This is a genomic window from Actinacidiphila cocklensis, assembly GCF_907177275.1.
Classification (GTDB): Bacteria; Actinomycetota; Actinomycetes; order Streptomycetales; family Streptomycetaceae; genus Actinacidiphila; species Actinacidiphila cocklensis.
The window spans coordinates 57146-74866 of the sequence record NZ_CAJSLV010000053.1 but is presented as its reverse complement, the minus strand read 5'-3'; the positions used below and the strand labels follow the sequence as shown (position 1 = coordinate 74866).

At 72.7% G+C, this 17721-nt stretch carries 15 protein-coding genes; 4 read left to right on the top strand and 11 right to left on the bottom strand.

Annotated elements, in window-relative coordinates; all coding sequences use genetic code 11:
* Window positions 1-234: 234 nt before the first annotated feature.
* From NFU81_RS16215 to NFU81_RS16185, 7 genes are all read right to left on the bottom strand, one after another.
* The gene (locus NFU81_RS16215; protein WP_422665213.1) at window positions 235-2361 is read right to left on the bottom strand and encodes an ATP-binding SpoIIE family protein phosphatase; all 2127 of its coding nucleotides are present in this window, start codon (window positions 2359-2361) and stop codon (window positions 235-237) included.
* A 148-nt stretch (window positions 2362-2509) separates the two neighbouring features.
* Window positions 2510-3109, bottom strand: coding sequence for a class I SAM-dependent DNA methyltransferase (locus NFU81_RS16210; protein WP_251490256.1), 600 nt, complete (start codon window positions 3107-3109; stop codon window positions 2510-2512).
* 313 nt (window positions 3110-3422) lie between these two features.
* Window positions 3423-4166 (bottom strand): cytidylyl-2-hydroxypropylphosphonate hydrolase, encoded by a 744-nt coding sequence (fomD, locus tag NFU81_RS16205; RefSeq protein WP_251490184.1) that lies wholly within the window; start codon window positions 4164-4166, stop codon window positions 3423-3425.
* A gap of 23 nt (window positions 4167-4189) precedes the next feature.
* Entirely contained in the window at window positions 4190-5599 is a 1410-nt protein-coding gene (locus tag NFU81_RS16200) for a class II fumarate hydratase (protein WP_251490183.1), read from the bottom strand.
* A gap of 90 nt (window positions 5600-5689) precedes the next feature.
* Window positions 5690-7456: a discoidin domain-containing protein gene (locus NFU81_RS16195; protein ID WP_251490181.1), complete on the bottom strand. Its 1767-nt coding sequence runs from the start codon at window positions 7454-7456 to the stop codon at window positions 5690-5692.
* A gap of 370 nt (window positions 7457-7826) precedes the next feature.
* Window positions 7827-8714, bottom strand: a complete 888-nt coding sequence (locus tag NFU81_RS16190; RefSeq protein ID WP_251490179.1) for a YhjD/YihY/BrkB family envelope integrity protein — start codon at window positions 8712-8714, stop codon at window positions 7827-7829.
* A gap of 125 nt (window positions 8715-8839) precedes the next feature.
* Entirely contained in the window at window positions 8840-10495 is a 1656-nt protein-coding gene (locus NFU81_RS16185) for a fumarate hydratase (protein ID WP_251490177.1), read from the bottom strand.
* A gap of 212 nt (window positions 10496-10707) precedes the next feature.
* Here NFU81_RS16185 and NFU81_RS16180 point away from each other — a divergent pair, with 212 nt between their 5' ends.
* Complete coding sequence (locus tag NFU81_RS16180) at window positions 10708-11439, top strand: DUF1707 SHOCT-like domain-containing protein (RefSeq protein WP_308208295.1); 732 nt, start codon at window positions 10708-10710, stop codon at window positions 11437-11439.
* 502 nt (window positions 11440-11941) lie between these two features.
* A complete protein-coding gene (locus tag NFU81_RS16175; RefSeq protein WP_235001883.1) occupies window positions 11942-12271 on the top strand; it encodes a WhiB family transcriptional regulator in 330 nt (109 codons plus the stop codon).
* 107 nt (window positions 12272-12378) lie between these two features.
* On the opposite strand, the gene glpX is transcribed toward NFU81_RS16175, so the two are convergent.
* Window positions 12379-13410, bottom strand: a complete 1032-nt coding sequence (gene glpX, locus NFU81_RS16170; protein WP_251490176.1) for a class II fructose-bisphosphatase — start codon at window positions 13408-13410, stop codon at window positions 12379-12381.
* A 172-nt stretch (window positions 13411-13582) separates the two neighbouring features.
* Here glpX and NFU81_RS16165 point away from each other — a divergent pair, with 172 nt between their 5' ends.
* Entirely contained in the window at window positions 13583-14122 is a 540-nt protein-coding gene (locus tag NFU81_RS16165) for a DUF4245 domain-containing protein (protein ID WP_308208294.1), read from the top strand.
* A gap of 33 nt (window positions 14123-14155) precedes the next feature.
* On the opposite strand, the gene NFU81_RS16160 is transcribed toward NFU81_RS16165, so the two are convergent.
* The 3 genes from NFU81_RS16160 to xseA form a co-directional block, all read right to left on the bottom strand.
* The gene (locus NFU81_RS16160; protein WP_251490172.1) at window positions 14156-14749 is read right to left on the bottom strand and encodes a malonic semialdehyde reductase; all 594 of its coding nucleotides are present in this window, start codon (window positions 14747-14749) and stop codon (window positions 14156-14158) included.
* 176 nt (window positions 14750-14925) lie between these two features.
* On the bottom strand, window positions 14926-15189 hold the full coding sequence (locus tag NFU81_RS16155; RefSeq protein ID WP_251490170.1) for an exodeoxyribonuclease VII small subunit: 264 nt from the start codon (window positions 15187-15189) through the stop codon (window positions 14926-14928).
* 64 nt (window positions 15190-15253) lie between these two features.
* A complete protein-coding gene (gene xseA, locus NFU81_RS16150; RefSeq protein ID WP_251490168.1) occupies window positions 15254-16483 on the bottom strand; it encodes an exodeoxyribonuclease VII large subunit in 1230 nt (409 codons plus the stop codon).
* A 112-nt stretch (window positions 16484-16595) separates the two neighbouring features.
* Here xseA and NFU81_RS16145 point away from each other — a divergent pair, with 112 nt between their 5' ends.
* Window positions 16596-17657 carry a DUF8094 domain-containing protein gene (locus NFU81_RS16145; RefSeq protein ID WP_251490167.1) on the top strand — a complete coding sequence of 354 codons (1062 nt, stop codon included), beginning with the start codon at window positions 16596-16598 and terminating at the stop codon, window positions 17655-17657.
* Window positions 17658-17721 lie beyond the last annotated feature (64 nt).

The following is a 17721-nucleotide window of genomic DNA, read 5'->3' as shown; positions in this document are numbered from 1 at the left end:
GGGTTCCCCCTGGCTCATCGGTCGATCTGTCTATCATAGTGATAGCACATTTTCCGCGAGCGAGTCGGACGCGGACGCGATGCAGCCCCGGGGCACGGGGCTGTCAGCACGTGCCTCGGGGCTGCGGTCCTCACGGGGGTACGCCCGATCCCCACGTTCCCATCGCCCGTCCCCCCGGGCACCTCGACGGCCCCTCCCGGGCGGGAGGGGCGCCTGCCGTAGGGGGAACCAGGGTCAGAGGGGGAGCTCGAACCAGACGACCTTGCCGGCGCCCAGGCGGGTGGCGCCCCACCGCTGCGCCATCCGGTTGACGAGGTACAGCCCGCGGCCGCCCTCCTCCTCGGGCGCCGCGTGCCGCATCCGCGGCAGCAGCGGGGCGTCGTCGCCGACCTCGCACCGCAGGACGTCCGTCCGCAGCAGCCGCAGCGTGATCGGCCGCTCCGCGTACCGCACCGCGTTGGTGACGATCTCGCTGACCAGCAGCTCGGCCGCCTCCAGCTGCTCCTCCAGGTCCCAGCGCCGCAGCGCCTGGCGGACCAGGCGGCGGGCCCGGCCCGGGGTCTGCGCCTGCGGCTCCAGGAACCAGTACGCGACGTCGCTCGGCGCGATCCCGTCGAAGCGCGCGGCCAGCAGCGCGATGTCGTCGTCCCGGTCGCCCGGGCCGAGGATCTCCAGCACCTCGTCGCACAGCGGTTCGAGCGGCGGCGGCGAGACGACCGACGCGGCGTCGTGCAGCCGCTCCCGCAGCAGCTCGATACCGCCCCACACGTCCCGGCTGCGCGACTCGACCAGGCCGTCGGTGTACAGCAGCAGCGTCGCCCCGGCGGGCGCGGGCAGCTCGACGGCCTCGAAGGGCACACCGCCGACGCCGATCGGGGCGCCCGGCGGCACCCTGAGCACCTCCGCGAGGCCGTCCGCGTGCAGCAGCACCGGCGGCGGGTGGCCCGCGTTGGCCACCACCAGCCGGTGCGCGATCGGGTCGTAGACGGCGTAGACGCAGGTGGCCATGCGGTCCTGGCCGAGCCGCTGGGCCTGCTCGTCCAGGTGGTAGAGCACCTCCTGCGGCGCCAGGTCCAGGCCCGCCAGCGTCTGGACGGTGGTCCGCAGCTGGCCCATGATCGCCGCCGAGGTCATGGAGTGGCCCATGACGTCGCCGACGACCAGCGCCACCCGGCTGCCCGGCAGCGGGATCGCGTCGTACCAGTCGCCGCCGACCCGCGCCGACTCCGCCGCCGGCAGGTAGCGGCTGGCCAGCTGGACACCCGTGGGCTGCGGCAGCGAGTCGGGCAGCATCTCGCGCTGCAGCGCGTCCGCGATGTACGCCTCGCGCCCGTACAGCACCGCCTTGTCCACGCCCAGCGCGGTGTGCGTGGCGAGCTGCGCGGCGACCAGCAGGTCGTCGGACTCGAAGGGCGCGCGGCCGGCCCGCCGCAGCAGCACCGCCGCACCGATCACCCGGCGGCGGCCGCGCAGCGGGGCCAGCAGCGCCCGCCGCCCGGTGGGCAGGCCCACCGGGTCGTCGGGGCGGCCGAGCAGCTCCGCCAGCGCGTCGGCGGCCCGCACCGAGTCGGCGAAGACCGGGCGCACCCCGCGCAGCACCTCGGCGAGCGGCCCGTCGAGCAGCACCCCGATGGAGTCGCCGCCGGCGCCGTACGACGGCTCCATCGTCGGCAGCAGCGCGGGCAGCAGCGGGGTCGCGCCCACCGGCGCGTCGTCGTCCGCCTCCCCGGGACCCTCCAGGCCGCCGTCGGAGCGGCGCAGCCGCAGCCGCAGCGGCCCGGAAGGGCGCTCGTCGCCCACCGGCAGCGGCTCGCGCAGGTAGACCAGGATCGCGTCGGCGAAGGCCGGCACCGCGGAGCGGCACAGCCCGAGCAGGATCTCGTCGAGGTCGACACCGCGGGCGATCCGCCGGGTGGCCGCGCCGACGTAGCGGAGCCGGTCGGCCTCCGGGCCGGTCTGCGCCGGCATCGGGATACGCATCCCCGCCGACTCCTCGTCCGCCGGGTGCCCGGCCGCCTCGATGGGGGTGCCGCGGGCCGGGGTGCTGACGAAGGCCGCCAGCGACTCCTCACCGGGGCGCTGGTCGCGGCGCGGCGGCGCCGCACCCTGGTCCTGGACGGTGCGGTCCTCGTCCGGCTCGGGACGGTCGTGGTCGCGGTGCCCCGCGGTCTGCGGCGGTGCCGGCCGGTGCAGCGGCTCCGCCGCGTCCGGCAGCGCGGCCGGGCGGGCCGGTACGCCGAGCGGACCGGCCTGAGGCTCCACCGCGTCGTCCTTCGGCTTGTCCGGCAGGCTGTAGCCACCACGCGGGTCCGGCGCAGGCGGGGCGGAGTGCCTGGGTGGTCGGGGCGGGTCGGTGGTCACGCGAGTCTTTCCATCCGTGTGTGCGCCACGCGCTGGCCGCGGCGGGCTCGGGCCTGTTCGGTGTCTGCGTCCTACGTGCGTTCCTACCTGCGTTCGTGCCTGCGGCCGGATGTGCGCCGACCTGTACGTCCCGGATGCACGCCGTGGCTCACCTGCGTCGGCAGCGGAGGAAGACCTGCAGCTCGGGCGGCACGTCCGTACTGGCGGGCGCGTACGAGTACGCATCCTCCTCGATCACCTCGAAGCCCGCATCCGTGACGACCTGTCGCAGTTCGTCCCGCAGGTAACCCGATACCCGGATCGTGTGACCGAGGAACGGAATCGGCACATCGTCCACATCCGCCTCGACCATCGACAGCGCGAGCAGCCCTCCGGGCTCCAGCAGCGCGTGCACCGCCCGCAGGGTGGACGGGATCTCGGCGCGGCGCAGCATCAGCAGCGAGAAGAAGGCCGCGACCCCCGCGAAGCCGCCCTGCGTCAGCGGCTCGCCCGCCGGCAGGTCCGCGATGTCGGCCTGTACGAACTCCGCCTTCGGCACGTTCGCGCTCGCCCTGGCGACCATCCCGGCCGACAGGTCCACCCCGACGACCCGCAGCCCCGCGTCCACCAGCTGCCCCGCGGTCGGCAGCCCCGTACCGCAGCCCAGGTCCAGCACCCGCGAACCGGGCGGCACCGAAGCGGCCAGCCACTCGGCGGCCGCGAGCTGGCCCTCCTTGTGCGGGAAGGCCTCGTCGTACCGGTCGCCGATCGCGTCGAACGCCTCGGCCTGCTCCGTCCGGCCCCACGGCCGGTCGTCGGCCGGGCTGCCCTGCGTCGTCCCCTCGCGTTCGTCGCCGGCGGTTCCCACTGCTCAGGGCCTCCCTGACTGCTCGTCGATCGTGATGGTCGGGTGCGGATAGTGGTGCCGGCCGTGCGGGTCCGTGCGGCCGCCGCGGGGTCCCGCGCCCGGCGCCCACCGGGCCTTCCGGTGACGGGGCGTCAAACTCTAGGCCGCGACCGGCGTTTGTGCGATGCTCCGCGGACCGATCCTACGGTTGACGGTCAGGGGCGCAACAAGGGGTTCAGGCCGATCGTCTCGCGGGCCGGACCACGAAGGGGCCACCCGCCACGCCGTCCGGGCCGTCCGCCGGGCGGTCCCAGTCGGCCGGCAGCCCCGGCACCGGCCACCGCGGGTCGGGCCGCCAGTCCTGCCAGCGGTCGCTGAACGGCGGACCCCAGGCCTCGATCATCCGCACCGCCCGCCACCCCGCCTGCCGCACCCGTGCCGCCAGCGCGGCGGTCATCAGGCCGTCCGCCTGCGCCTGGGCGAACTCGTCCTCGTCCAGCCAGCGCCAGCTGCGGTCCTCGTGCACCGAGATGTCCAGGAAGTGGTCCTCCGAGTCCACCCCGCCCGACCAGCGGCGCAGCGGCTCCTCCAGGTTCACGTACCAGCTGCGGAACCGCCACTCCTGGTCCCAGAACAGCCACACCGACCACGGCTCACCCGGACGGGCGAGTTTCAGGACGCCCGCGCCCCACCACTTCTCCACCCGGGTCGCCCGCGGCTTGACGTACCGGGTCGCCAGCGGCTCGCGGTGCACCGGCGTGCCGTCCGCGATCACCGGGCGCACCACCGGCGTGTTGGGCGCCATCCACACCGCCAGCACCTCCGCGTCGTCGCGCACCACGGTCACCGGACGGGCGATGTGCACCGCGTCCGTGCCGTTGCCCCGGTAGCGCCACAGCACCTGGTCCCCGGGCGTCCAGAAGCGCCCGCGCGGTTCTCCTGCCGGGGTCGCGGCCCCCGTCTCGGTATGGGCTGTCATGAACAGAGCTTACGGATCACACGTTACGGGCGGGTCATACGCAACACGTCGAGTGCGTCGTCCAGCTGCTTTTCGGACAGCAGTCCGCGCTCCACATACCCGCCCTCGATCACCGCCTGCCGGATCGTCAGGTGCTCGGCCAGCGCGCGCTTCGCCACCTTCGCGGCCTCTTCGTAGCCGATGTACCTGTTCAGCGGGGTGACGACGGACGGCGAGGACTCCGCGTACTGCCGCGCCCGCTCCGCGTTCGCGGTGATCCCGTCGATCGTGCGGTCCGCGAGCAACCGGCTGACATTCGCCAGCAGCCGCACCGACTCCAGTACGTTGCGGGCGATCACCGGCAGCATCACGTTCAGCTCGAAATTGCCCGCCGCGCCCGCCACCGTGACCGTCGTGTCGTTGCCGATCACCTGGGCCGCCACCATCAGCACGGCCTCCGGCACCACCGGGTTGACCTTGCCCGGCATGATCGAGGAACCCGGCTGCAGGTCCGGCAGCGCGATCTCGGCGAGACCCGTCCGCGGCCCCGACGCCATCCACCGCAGATCGTTGGCGATCTTCGTCAGCCCGACCGCGATCGTCCGCAGCTGGCCCGACGTCTCCACCACGCCGTCCCGCGCGCCCTGCGCCTCGAAGTGGTCCCGCGCCTCGGTCAGCGGCAGCCCCGTCGCCCGCGCCACCTCGGCGATCACCGCCGCCGGGAAGCCGGGCGGCGTGTTGATCCCGGTGCCGACCGCGGTGCCGCCCAGCGGCAGCTCCGCCAACCGGGGCAGCGACGCCTCCAGGCGCTCGATCCCGTACCGCACCTGCGCCGCGTAACCGCCGAACTCCTGGCCCAGCGTCACCGGGGTGGCGTCCATCAGATGCGTGCGGCCCGCCTTCACCACCGCCGCGAACTCCACCGCCTTGCGCTCCAGCGCCTCCGCCAGGCGGGTGAGCGCCGGGACCAGGTCGCCGGTGACGGCCGCGGTCGCCGCGATGTGCAGCGAGGAGGGGAAGACGTCGTTGGACGACTGGCTGGCGTTGACGTCGTCGTTGGGGTGGACCGGACGGCCCAGCCGCTCGCTCGCCAGGGTCGCGATGACCTCGTTGGCGTTCATGTTCGACGAGGTGCCCGAGCCGGTCTGGAAGACGTCCACGGGGAAGTGCTCGTCCCAGCGCCCCGCAGCGACCTCCTCGGCCGCCTGCGCGACGGCCTCGGCCACGTCCTCGTCCAGGACCCCGAGCCGCCCGTTGACCCTCGCCGCGGCCGCCTTGATACGCGCCAGCGCCTCGATGTGCGCCCGCTCCAGGGGGCGGCCGGAGATCGGGAAGTTCTCCACCGCCCGCTGCGTCTGTGCCCGCCACTTCGCCGCGGCGGGCACCCGCACCTCGCCCATCGAGTCGTGCTCGGTGCGGTAGCCGCCGTCCGTGGTCGCGTCGCTGTCACTCATGTCAGTAACAGTGCCCGGGAACACCCGATGTGTTCCCGGGCACCGCACCGAAGCCAGCCGGGCGGCCCTGTCAGCCCTGTCAGCCGGCCGTCAGCTGTAGACGCCGAACTCGTACAGCGAGTAGCCGTAGCCGGTGCCCCGCTGGGTGCCCTGGACGCGGACGTAGCGGCCGGTGCCGCCGACATCGATGTCGTCGATGTTGCCGTTGCCGTCGGTCACCGAGCGCACCGTCGTCCAGTTCTGGCCGTCGTCCGAGGTCTGGATGTCGTACGCCTTCGCGTACGCCGCCTCCCAGGCGAGCTGCACGTGCCGGAAGGTGGTCCGCTGGCCCAGGTCCACCTGGACCCACTGCGGGTCGCTCCAGTCGCTCGACCAGCGGGTGGTGAAGCTGCCGTCGACCGCGTCCGCCGCGGTGCACGGGCAGCCGCCCGTCGGGTCGCTCTGGAAGGACGACGCGGTGGCCGGCTTGTTCAGCGCCACGTTCGTGCCCTCCGGCTTCGGCGCCACGATGCGCACCGACTTCGAGCCGTAGCCGACGTTGCCGTGGTTGTCGGTGGCCTTGACGTAGGCGATGTAGACGCCGACCTTGTCGGGCGCGGTCGCGGTGAGCGAGCCGCCGCCGTTGTCGGTGGTGGCCGCGGCGGCGAGCGCGCCGTTGTTGTCGATGTAGAGGCTGCTGAAGAGCACCTGGTAGCTGACCGGGTCGTTCTCCGGGTCGCTGGTCCTGGTGCTGATCGTCACCCGGCCGCCGGCCGGCACCCCGGTGGTGGCGTCGGCCACGCTCATGTCGGCCACCTGCGGCGGCAGGTTGTCGCCCGAGGTGCTGCCGCCGAAGGCCCGCTTCACCGCGTAGTACGAGGGCCGCTTCAGCCCGTCGGGCACCAGGTTGAACCAGATGCCGCCGAAGTCGTCCTCGTTGCCGTAGTGGAAGAGGGTGGCGCCGAGCGCGACGCCCTGGTGGGAGGTGACGCAGTTCCAGGCGTTGGTGTAGCCGTCGGCCTTCTGCTGGTCGGTCGGCTCGTCGGCCACCCCGTTGGCGTCGTCCGGCACCTCCCAGGAGCCGGCGGGGCCGCCCTCGGTCACGATGTACGGCTTGTCGTAACCGCCGGCCTCCCAGGCCGACTTCACGTTGCAGACGTCCTTGTAGGAGTTGACCGCCAGCAGGTCCAGGTCCGGGGTGTTGCGCTTGTAGTACGGCCACGCGCCCGTCCAGGCGTCGGTGGACGTCACCGGGTGGTTCGGGTCGGCGGCGTGGACGGCCTTCGACAGGTCGTTGACGAAGCTGGTGTACGCGTTGCGCTGCTGCTCCAACTCGTCGCCGCTGTAGCAGTTCTGCAGCCCGAGCACCGACTCGTTGCCGACGTCCCACATCAGGACGCCGGGGTTGTCCTTGTAGGTGTTCACCCACTTGGGGAACTCTGCCATCATGTTGGACTTGTAGGTGGTGTCGGTCAGGTAGTTGACGCAGCCTCCGGAGCCGGGGCCGCCGCCGGGCTGCAGCCAGAAGCCGGCGATCACCTTGATGCCGTTGGCCGCCGCCGCGTCGAACAGCGGTGCACTGGTGGCGTCCGTACCCCAGGTGCGGATGGTGTTGACTCCCATCTTCGCCACGTCCGGCAGGTCCTTGGCGGCGTCACCGGGCGGCGGACCCCAGGTCAGCCCCTTGACCTGGTAGGGGGAGCCGTCCACGGTGAGCTGCCAACTGCCCTGCGAACCGGTCACCTTGACCACGCTGCCCGCCGCGTGCGCGTTCGGCGCCTGTACGACGGCCAGCCCGGCGGCGGCCAGCGCGGCCGCGGCGAGCGGGGCCACCGCCCGGCGGGGCCGGCTCCGTCCGGTACGGAAAGGTCGGTGCATGGTGTCGTCCTCCTTGGTGGGGGGTGGTGCACGGGAGAGCGCTCTCCCGGCGCCTCGGGGAGAGCCCGGCGGGAAAGGAACCGGGCGGGTGGGTCGGCTCCGGCGGTGGGGCGTCGGGGCCTCCGGATGGGCAATGGGAGAGCGCTCTCCCGGTCCGGAATGCTGCGCTCCCGGCAAGCGCATGTCAACGACAAAAGGGCGCGGACGGGGGCGCGCGGGGCCGCGGCATGCCGCCGCGGGCCGGGCTGGCCTGCGGTGACGCCGAGGGGTGGGGATTGTGTGAAGGAAGTGGCGAGGGTGCTCAGGACCGGGCCGCGGGCTCCGGGTACTACGGCGGCGGCTCCTGCGGTCGAGCGCCGCCCGCCCCGGGTCAGTCGATCGCGCCGCCCGCGCCGTCCGAGCGCCACCGCATCCCGGGGATGGCCTCCTCGGGCTCCTCGTACCAGCCCTCGGTCTTGCGCGGCCGCGGGATCTCGGCGCCCCGCCGCAGGATGCGCCCGTCCCGCACGTGCCGGCCCAGCAGCGCGCCGCCGAAGACCACGAAGCCGACGCCGACCAGCCAGGTCACCACCGTCAGCACGGTGCCGACCGGGCCGTACGCGTCACCGTTGCTGACCATCAGCTGGGCGAAGAACAGCTGCGAGAAGACCCGCAGCCCGGCCAGCCCCAGCATGGTGAAGACCGCGCCGGGCAGCGCGGTGCGCACCCGTACGGCGCCGTAGAGCAGGAAGTTCTGCCCCCACGCGAAGAAGGCCACGCCGAGCCCGAAGGTCAGGGTGATCCGCAGGATGCCGCGTACCGGGCCGCTGCCCATGGCCGCCGCGCTCTGCGACTCGGCGAACAGGTACGCCGTCATCACCGCGAGCCACACCGCCCGCCGGTAGTCCCGGTGCCACGGCCCGGACGGCAGGTCCCAGATCTTGCGGTAGCCGGTCTCGACGCTGGCCACGAAGGTCAGCCCGAAGTAGGCCAGCGACGCCAGGCTCCAGGCGCTGGTGGCGCTCAGCACGTTCCTGGGCGCCGCGAACAGCGTCCGCACCCGCTGCGAGCCGTCCGTGTCCAGGCCCATGCCGTCCACGACCCACTGCGCGAACCCGGGCCTGTGCTCCCACGGCGTGGCCGCCGCGACCACCACGAGCAGCGGCATGAGCGTCACGAAGCCCAGTGCCGCGAACCCCATCGAACGGTGCATCAGTTCGATGTGCGTGGCCTGCTTCCACAGCCGCCCGGCCGCGGACCGCTTCCATACGCTCGCCACACCGGCCATGGTGCACCACCCTCCCCAGCGTCACCGCTGTGGATACCTGCACACCTCCCCTCAGCGCAACTCGCCCCCCCTGGGCAGCCGTTACGCCCCACATTGCCCGGCGGGCAGCGCCGCCCTCAGGCGCCCGGGCGCAGCGGGATGGAGGTGAACGTCGGGGCGGGGGAGGGGTCGGTGAAGAAGTCGTTGCCCTTGTCGTCGACGACGACGAAGGCCGGGAAGTCCTCGACCTCGATCCGCCAGACCGCCTCCATGCCCAACTCGGCGTATTCGAGGACGTCGACCTTCTTGATGCAGTCCTGGGCCAGCCGGGCCGCGGGGCCGCCGATCGAGCCGAGGTAGAAGCCGCCGTGGGCGGCGCACGCGTCGGTGACCTGGCGGGACCTGTTGCCCTTGGCGAGCATCACCAGGGAGCCGCCGGCCGCCTGGAACTGCTCGACGTAGGCGTCCATCCGGCCCGCCGTCGTCGGGCCGAAGGAGCCGGAGGCGTAGCCCTCGGGGGTCTTGGCGGGACCGGCGTAGTAGACGGCGTGGTCGCGCAGGTACTGCGGCATCTCCTCGCCGGCGTCGAGCCGTTCCTTGATCTTGGCGTGCGCGATGTCGCGCGCGACGACCAGCGGCCCCGAAAGGGAGAGCCGGGTCTTGACCGGGTAGCGGGTCAACTCCGCCCGGATCTCGTCCATCGGGCGGTTGAGGTCGATACGGACGACGTCCTCGTCCAGGTGCTCGTCGGTGGTCTCCGGCAGGAAGCGCGCGGGGTCGGTCTCCAGCTGCTCCAGGAAGACGCCCTCGGGGGTGATCTTCGCGAGCGCCTGCCGGTCGGCGGAGCAGGACACCGCGATGGCCACCGGGCAGGACGCGCCGTGCCGGGGGAGCCGGACGACCCGCACGTCGTGGCAGAAGTACTTGCCGCCGAACTGCGCCCCGATGCCGATGCTCTGGGTCAGCTCGAAGACCTTCTGCTCCAGCTCCTTGTCCCGGAAGCCGTGTCCGGTCGCGGAGCCCTCGGCGGGCAGCTCGTCCAGGTAGTGCGCGGAGGCGTACTTCGCGGTCTTCAGGGCGAACTCGGCGCTGGTGCCGCCGACCACGATCGCCAGGTGGTACGGCGGGCAGGCGGCCGTGCCGAGCGAACGGATCTTCTCCTCCAGGAACTTCATCATGGAGGCCTCGTTCAGGACGGCCTTGGTCTCCTGGTAGAGGAAGGACTTGTTGGCGCTGCCGCCGCCCTTGGCCATGAAGAGGAACTTGTACGCGCCGCCGTCGGTGGCGTACAGCTCTATCTGGGCCGGCAGGTTGGAGCCGGTGTTCTTCTCGTCCCACATGGTCAGCGGGGCCATCTGCGAGTAGCGCAGGTTGAGCTTGGTGTAGGCGTCGTAGATGCCGCGGGAGAGCGCTTCCTCGTCGCCGCCGGAGGTCAGCACCTGCTGGCCGCGCTTGCCCATGACGATGGCCGTACCGGTGTCCTGGCACATCGGCAGGACGCCGGCCGCGGCGATGTTGGCGTTCTTGAGCAGGTCGAGCGCCACGAAGCGGTCGTTCGGGCTGGCCTGCGGGTCGTCCAGGATGCGGCGCAGCTGGGCGAGGTGGGTGGGGCGCAGGTAGTGCGAGATGTCGTGCATCGCCTCGGCGGCGAGCCGGCGCAGCGCCTCGGGCTCGACGGTGAGGAAGGTGCGGCCCTCGGCCTCGAAGGTGCTCACCCCTTCCGAGGTGACGAGGCGGTACTGGGTGGTGTCCTCGCCGAGAGGGAGCAGATCCGTGTATTCGAACTCGGGCATAAGGGGCATTCCTCACTCGGCTGCGTCGTCGCTGAAGCCCGTCCAGCATACGAGCGTGCGGGCGGCGCCCGTGCTGTGAGGTAGCGCTCACCGCCCCGGCAACCCTGGCTTCCGGCCACCCGCGCGGACGCGACCCCTAGGGGTCGGATGGGGGACAGCTCCGGCCGTTCTCGGGGTAGTCGCGATCTATCGCGTCTGTGTACGGTGGGCCGGTGGATGAATCGCAGCTCCAGAAGCCCGCGCAGCAGCCCGTAGAGCCCGCGCAGCGCCCGGCGGAGACGGCAGTCGCCGCGGCACCCGCCGCCACCGCTTCGCCCGCACCGACCGCCCTGTCCGCGCCGGCTGCCGACGCCGACCTGCGTGCGTCGGACGCCGACCGGGACCGGATCGCCGACATCCTGCGCGAGGCGCTGGCCGAGGGCCGGCTCGACTCGGGCGAGCACTCCGAGCGGCTCGACCGTGTCTACGCGGCCAAGACGCTGGGCGAGTTGGAGCCTCTGGTGCGCGACCTGCCGCAGGGGCGCGTGGAGTCCCCGGCGCCGGCCCCCCGCGGCTACGCGGGCGACGGCAGCGGCGAGAACCCGAACCTGGTCGGCATCCTCGGCGGCGCCGAGCGCAAGGGCCGCTGGCGCGTCGGGCACAAGATCACCGCGGTGGCGATCCTGGGCGGCGTCGAGATCGACCTGTCCGAGGCCACGTTCACCGCGCCGGAGCTGGTCATCCACTGCACCGCCGTGATGGGCGGCGTGAGCGTCAAGCTGCCGGAGAACGTGACGCTGCGCGGCGGCGGCGTGATCGGCATCATGGGCGGCTCCGACATCAAGGCCTACGAGTCCACCGACCCGGGCGCCCCGGTCGTCCGGATCGACGGCGTCGCCTTCTGGGGCGGCGTGGAGGCGAAGGCCAAGCGCGGCAAGAAGGTCAAGGACTGGACGAAGAAGTAGCCCCCGGCCTCAGGGCGTTACGCCCCTCCGCCCGGGAGGGCGCGCTTCGGGGGCGCGGGGAACTGCGCGCCGAGCCGTCGACGGGCTGCACGTCGGCACCGTCCGAAAGGGGCGTTCGGTCCTCCCCGGAGCTTCGCCCGGGGGTGCCCCCACTCCCCTTCGCTCGGGACCACCGGCCCGGTGGTGGGTGGTCGTGCCCTGGTGGGCCGCCCGCCGCGAAAGGGGGAGGTGTGGGGAGCCTGGGGCGCGGGTACGCGCATGGTGCGTGTGTGCGCCACCCATGCTGCGTGTTCACGCCAAGCCCAGGTCAGCGCAGGTATCCGTGAGTGATCAGGCGTGAACACGGTGCGCATGAAGTCGCGTACAGCGGGTAGGGGAACGGGACACGCCGCCGCGCTGCCGCCGCCGCACGCTGCGCACGGGGAGCAGTCGGCGCGGGCCAGCGTGGCATACCACGAGCCGTCGTCAGGAGTTTCCCGTGCTTCAACCGATCGAGCCCGTCATGGACCCCGCCACTCCACCGGGTCACCCGCGTGACTTGGGCGGGCCCTGGCACTCGGAGGCGGCATGCCGCAGCGACGAGGCGGGGCTGTTCTTCGCGCCGTCGAAGGAGCCCACCGCCGCAAGGCTGGCTCGGGAGGAGGCGGCAAAGCGGGTCTGCGCCCGCTGCCCGGTGATGCTCGAATGCCGCGAGCACGCGCTGCTCCAGCCGGAGCCGTACGGCGTGTGGGGCGGCATGACCGCGGCGGAACGACGCGTGGTGCTGGCCCGCAGGCGGCGCCGCGAGGTCGAACTGCAGCGCCCCGCGGCCGGGATAGCCGTCGCGGGCTGACGGCCGGCTCACACGCCGCCGCGAAGGTATCCGCACACGTCCTGCCCGCCCGGCGCGCGCTCGGGGCGGTCCGGTCCGGGCAGGAGGTGCGGTGGTGCCGGGCGGGGTCAGCGCGCCCGGTCGAAGTCGATCGCGCTGTACGCCCGCAGCTTGGACAGCCGGTGCTCGGAGTCGATCTGCCGGATCGTGCCGGACTTGGAGCGCATCACCAGTGACGACGTCGTCGCCGTCTCGCGCCGGTAGCGCACCCCGCGCAGCAGCTCCCCGTCGGTGACGCCCGTCGCCACGAAGAAGACGTTGTCACCGCTGACCAGGTCCTTGGTCTCCAGTACCTTGTCCAGGTCGTGCCCGGCGTCCAATGCCCGCTGCCTTTCCTCGTCGTCCTTCGGCCACAGCCTGCCCTGGATCGTGCCGCCCAAGCAGGTGACCGCGCAGGCCGCGATGATGCCCTCCGGCGTGCCGCCGATACCGAGCAGCAGGTCGACGCCGGTCCCTTCGCGTACCGCCATGATCGCGCCGGCCACGTCGCCGTCGGCGATGAACTTGATCCGGGCGCCGGTCTCCCTGATCTCCCGCACGATGGTGTCGTGCCGCGGACGGTCGAGCACCACGACCGTGACGTCCTCGGGCGCGCTGCCCTTGGCCTTGGCCACCCGGCGGATGTTCACCGACGGCGGCGCGGTGATGTCGACGACCTCCGCCGCCTCCGGGCCGGCGACCAGCTTGTCCATGTAGAAGACCGCCGACGGGTCGAACATCGTGCCGCGGTCGGCGACTGCGAGCACCGAGACCGCGTTCGGCATGCCCTTGGCGGTCAGCGTCGTGCCGTCGACCGGGTCCACGGCGACATCGCACTCGGGCCCTGTGCCGTCGCCGATCCGCTCGCCGTTGAAGAGCATCGGCGCTTCGTCCTTCTCGCCTTCGCCGATCACGACCACGCCGTTCATCGACACGGTGTGCACCAGGGTCCGCATCGCCTTGACGGCGGCGCCGTCGGCGCCGTTCTTGTCGCCGCGCCCGACCCACCGCCCGGCGGCCATCGCGGCGGCTTCGGTGACCCGGACCAGTTCGAGGGCCAGGTTGCGGTCGGGTGCTTCGGGGCTCACTTCGAGGGCGGGGGGCAGGTGTTGTTCGGTCATCGCAGCGCACCTTTCTGTACGAGGACGGCCGGATATGAGGGTGCTGCGACCCTATCGGGTTCCTGCGAATATGAGCAGGGTGCTTGTCACATGAGCGCACAACGGCCGGGAGTCGCCGGCCGTGAGGGACCCGGCGGTCGGGGCATGGCGGGGCATGGGGGACGATAGGGGCGTGGCAGCAGACAAGCGTGGCAACAAGACGGTGAGGGACCTCGTCCTGTCCTTGATGGTGCTCAGCGTCGTCGTCGCCGTCATCTACATCTTTGTCCCGCACGACTCCAAGGCCGACCCGGTCAAGCCGATCACCTACTCGGTGGAACTGGGCCAGGCCAGGCGGGACGCGCCGTTCAAGGTCGCCGGCCCCGAGGGCCTGAGTGCCCAGTGGCGTGCCACCTCGGTCACCTACAACGGCGCCGACCCGCACAAGGTCAGCTGGCACCTCGGCTTCGTGGACCCCGAGCAGCAGTACGTTGCCATCGAGCAGAGCAACGGCCCCGCCGACCCCTTCATCGCCGAGGTCACGCTGGGCGCGCACCGCGACGGCAGCCGTACGGTCACCGCGGGCGGGCAGGTCTGGGAGCGCTGGACCGGCAAGCGGTACACCGCGCTGGTGCGCAAGGACCAGGGCGCGACCACGATCGTGCTCGGTACCGGTCCCGACAGCCAGCTCACGCAGATGGCCGCCGCGCTCAGGGAGCGCAGCGGCCAGTGAGCCCGGGCCGGCCTCGCGGCCGGCCGGGTCGCGTCAGACGGTCGTGACGACCTCGTCGTAGGACAGCCGCGGGTTGCGCGGGTACCAGGCGTTGTCGCCGGGCCGGCCGATGTTGACCACGGCCAGCACCGAGTGCTCGCCGTCCGCGAAGAACTCCTTGTTGATGCCGTCGGCGTCGAAGCCCGTCATCGGGCCGGCCGCCAGGCCCGCCGCGCGCACGCCGATGATGAAGTAGCCGACCTGGAGGGCCGCGTTGAGCGCGGCCGACTTCTCACGCACCGGGCGCTCGGCGAAGAAGACGTCCTTGGCCTGCGGGAAGACCGGGAACTGGGTGGGGAGTTCCTCGTGGAACTCGTTGTCCGCGGCCAGGATCGCCACCAGCGGGGCGGTCGAGGTCTTCGGCTGGTTGCCCTCGGACATGTGCTGCACCAGGCGCTCGCGGCCCTCTGTGGAGCGGACCAGGACGACGCGCAGCGGCTGCTGGTTGAAGGCGGTGGGGGCGTACTTGACCAGGTCGTAGACCGCCTGGATCTGCTCATCGGTCACGGGCTCTGCGGTGAAGGTGTTCGCGGTGCGGGCCTCGCGGAAGAGGAGGTCCTGGGCGGCGGGGTCGAGTGCGAGCGTCATCGGATACCTCTGGGGGGAGTCGGAACGAGCTGAACGCGGTCTCCCGCGTTCGGAACACCTCAGCCAACCTGGGTGAACTCTCAACCATTCCGCGTTCAACTGTGACCCTGGTCACAGGGTGCGAGCCCCTGACCTGGGATTTCACGCCCCAGGCGCTCCTGCGACCCCAGCCGCGACTACGCCTCCGTGCCGTCCGCGTCCTCTGCCGCCGGCCCGTCCGCCGCCTCGTCCTCCGCCGCCAGCGCCGCGTTCAGCCGCTCGCGGGCGCCCTCCAGCCAGCGCCGGCACACCTTGGCCAGTTCCTCGCCGCGCTCCCACAGCGCGAGCGACTCCTCCAGCGTGGCGCCGCCCGCCTCCAGCCGGCGCACGACGTCGATCAGCTCGTCGCGGGCCTGCTCGTAACCCAGCGCGGCGGTGGTGGTCTCCTGGTCTGCTGCCATGCGGCCAGCCTAGGGGCGCCCACCGACAGCCCCCGCCACCCTCCCGCTGCGGCCGCCGCCCGGCTCACCCTCCTGCGGCCTGCCCGCCGTCGGAGACCCGTACGGTGAAGTCGCCCGCCGCGACCCGCGCCCGCAGCTCCTCGCCCGCCGCGACCTCGGCCGGGTCCCGTACCGCCGCGCCGTCCGCCCGCTGGAGCACCGCGTAGCCGCGCCGCAGCGTCGCCGCGGGGGACAGCGCCACCACCCGCGCCAGGGTGTGCGACAGGTCGGCGTCCGCCCGGTCCAGCGCGTGCCGCAGCGAGCGGCGGCCCCGGTCGAGGCGGTCGGCCACCTCCGCGGCCCGCTCGTCGACCATCCGCTGCGGCGACGCCATCGAGGGCCGGCTCAGCGCCGCTTCGAGGCCGCGCTCCTCCCGGTCCAGCAGCCCGCGGACCACCCGCAGCGCCCGGTCGCTGACCAGCTGCACCTTGGCCAGCTCCTCGCGCACGTCCGGCACGACCCGTTTGGCGGCGTCGGTGGGGGTGGACGCGCGCAGGTCGGCCACCAGGTCGAGCAGCGGCGAGTCCGGCTCGTGCCCGATCGCCGAGACGACCGGCGTGACGCAGTCCGCGACCGTACGCACCAGCTGCTCGTCGGAGAACGGCAGCAGGTCCTCGACGCTGCCGCCGCCCCGCGCCACGATGATCACGTCGACCTCCGGGTGCGCGTCCAGCTCCCTTACCGCCTCGATGACCTGCGGCACCGCGTTCGCACCCTGCACGGGCACGTTGCGCACCTCGAAGCGCACGGCAGGCCAGCGCAGCCGGGCGTTCTCCCGCACGTCCCGCTCGGCCGCCGAGGCGCGTCCGGTGACCAGGCCGATCAGCTGCGGCAGGAAGGGCAGCGGGCGCTTGCGGTCCAGCGCGAAGAGGCCCTCGCCGGTGAGCTGCTTCTTCAACCGCTCCAGCCGCACCAGCAGTTCGCCCACGCCCACCGGGCGGATCTCCACCGCGCGCAGCGACAGGCTGCCCCGCGGGCCGTACCACTCCGGCTTCGCGTGCAGCACCACCCGCGCGCCCTCCCCGACCACGTCCGCGACCTGGTCGAAGACGCCGCGGAAGCACGTCACGCTGAGCGAGATGTCGTGCGAGGTGTCGCGCAGCGTCAGGAAGACCACCCCGGCGCCCGGCCGCCGGGACAGCTGGGTGATCTGCCCCTCGACCCACACGGCGCCGAGCCGGTCGATCCATCCGCCGATCAGCCGGGACACCTCGCCGACCGGGATCGGCGAGTCCGCCGAGGTGCTGAGAGCCATTCCCCGACCCTACCGGCGACGTCCGACACACCCCGGGGGCAACGGTGCGGGCCGCCTTCACTACAGTCGTACAAGCTACGACGCCCGTACCAAATCTTCCGGGGGAACGACCATGAACAGGCGCATCGTGACCATAGCCGTCGGCCTCGCCGCCACCGGCCTGCTGGCGGCCGGCTGCGGCGGCGGGGACGGCGGCGACAAGCCGGCCGCGTCCTCGTCCGCGTCCACCGCGCCGGGCAAGGACGGCAAGGACGGCAAGGACGGGAAGACCGCGGCGCCGATCGTCACCGCGGCCCAGGCCGGCGCCGTCCTGGACGGCTACGAGAAGGTCAACAACGCCGCCAACGCCACCCAGGACGGCCCGAAGCTCGGCACTGTCGAGGGCGGCGCGCTCTACCAGCAGAGCCTGGCGCAGTACAAGCAGTTCCCGAAGTACTCGGCCAAGGTGCAGGCCGACTACCGCAAGCCCTTCACGTACGTGGACCGGCGGTTCCACATCCCCGACACCGGCTCGTGGTTCATGGTCGACGCCGAGGTCAGCGGCGGGAACTTCGACAAGGGCGACCGCCAGCTGATGGTCTTCCAGCAGCAGACCGGCGGCCACTGGAAGATGGTCCTCGCCGACAACTTCACCGGCGCCGTGCCCGCCGTCGCCAAGGCCGCGGACGGCGCCGCCGTCGTCGTGGCCCCCGACGCCACCGTCGGCGGCACCAAGCTCTCCGCGCTCGGCTCGGCGGTCAACGACCTGCGGGTCTCGGGCGGCAGGAAGGCCGGCGCCGTGCTCGCCGACTCCGCCGTCAGGCGGGACGCGGTCAAGGAGTACACGACGCGGAACGACCACTGGGGCGCCTACAAGAACTGCCTGCGCACCGACTTCGAGGACGCCGGCACCAAGTGGGACAGCGCCTACATCAAGTACCCCGACACCTACGCGGTCAAGACCGCGGACGGCGGCGCGCTGGTGGCCTCGACCTCCTACTACGTCGAGCTGGAGTTCTCCACCCGCCCCGAGACGTGCTCCGTCGTGCCCGGCGGCAACACCACGGCCTACCTGCACGGCGACCAGAACGGCGTCCGCAGCCGCTACGCCGGCCTCAACGTGATCTCGGTGCCCGCGGCCGGCCGTCCCGTGCAGCTCGGCGGCGACGTCCAGCTCATCGGCGCCAGCTCGTAGCCCTGCCGGCGCCGGCTTGCCGACCGTCCGGCGCCGGCTCCCGCACGCCCCCCGGCGTACCCCC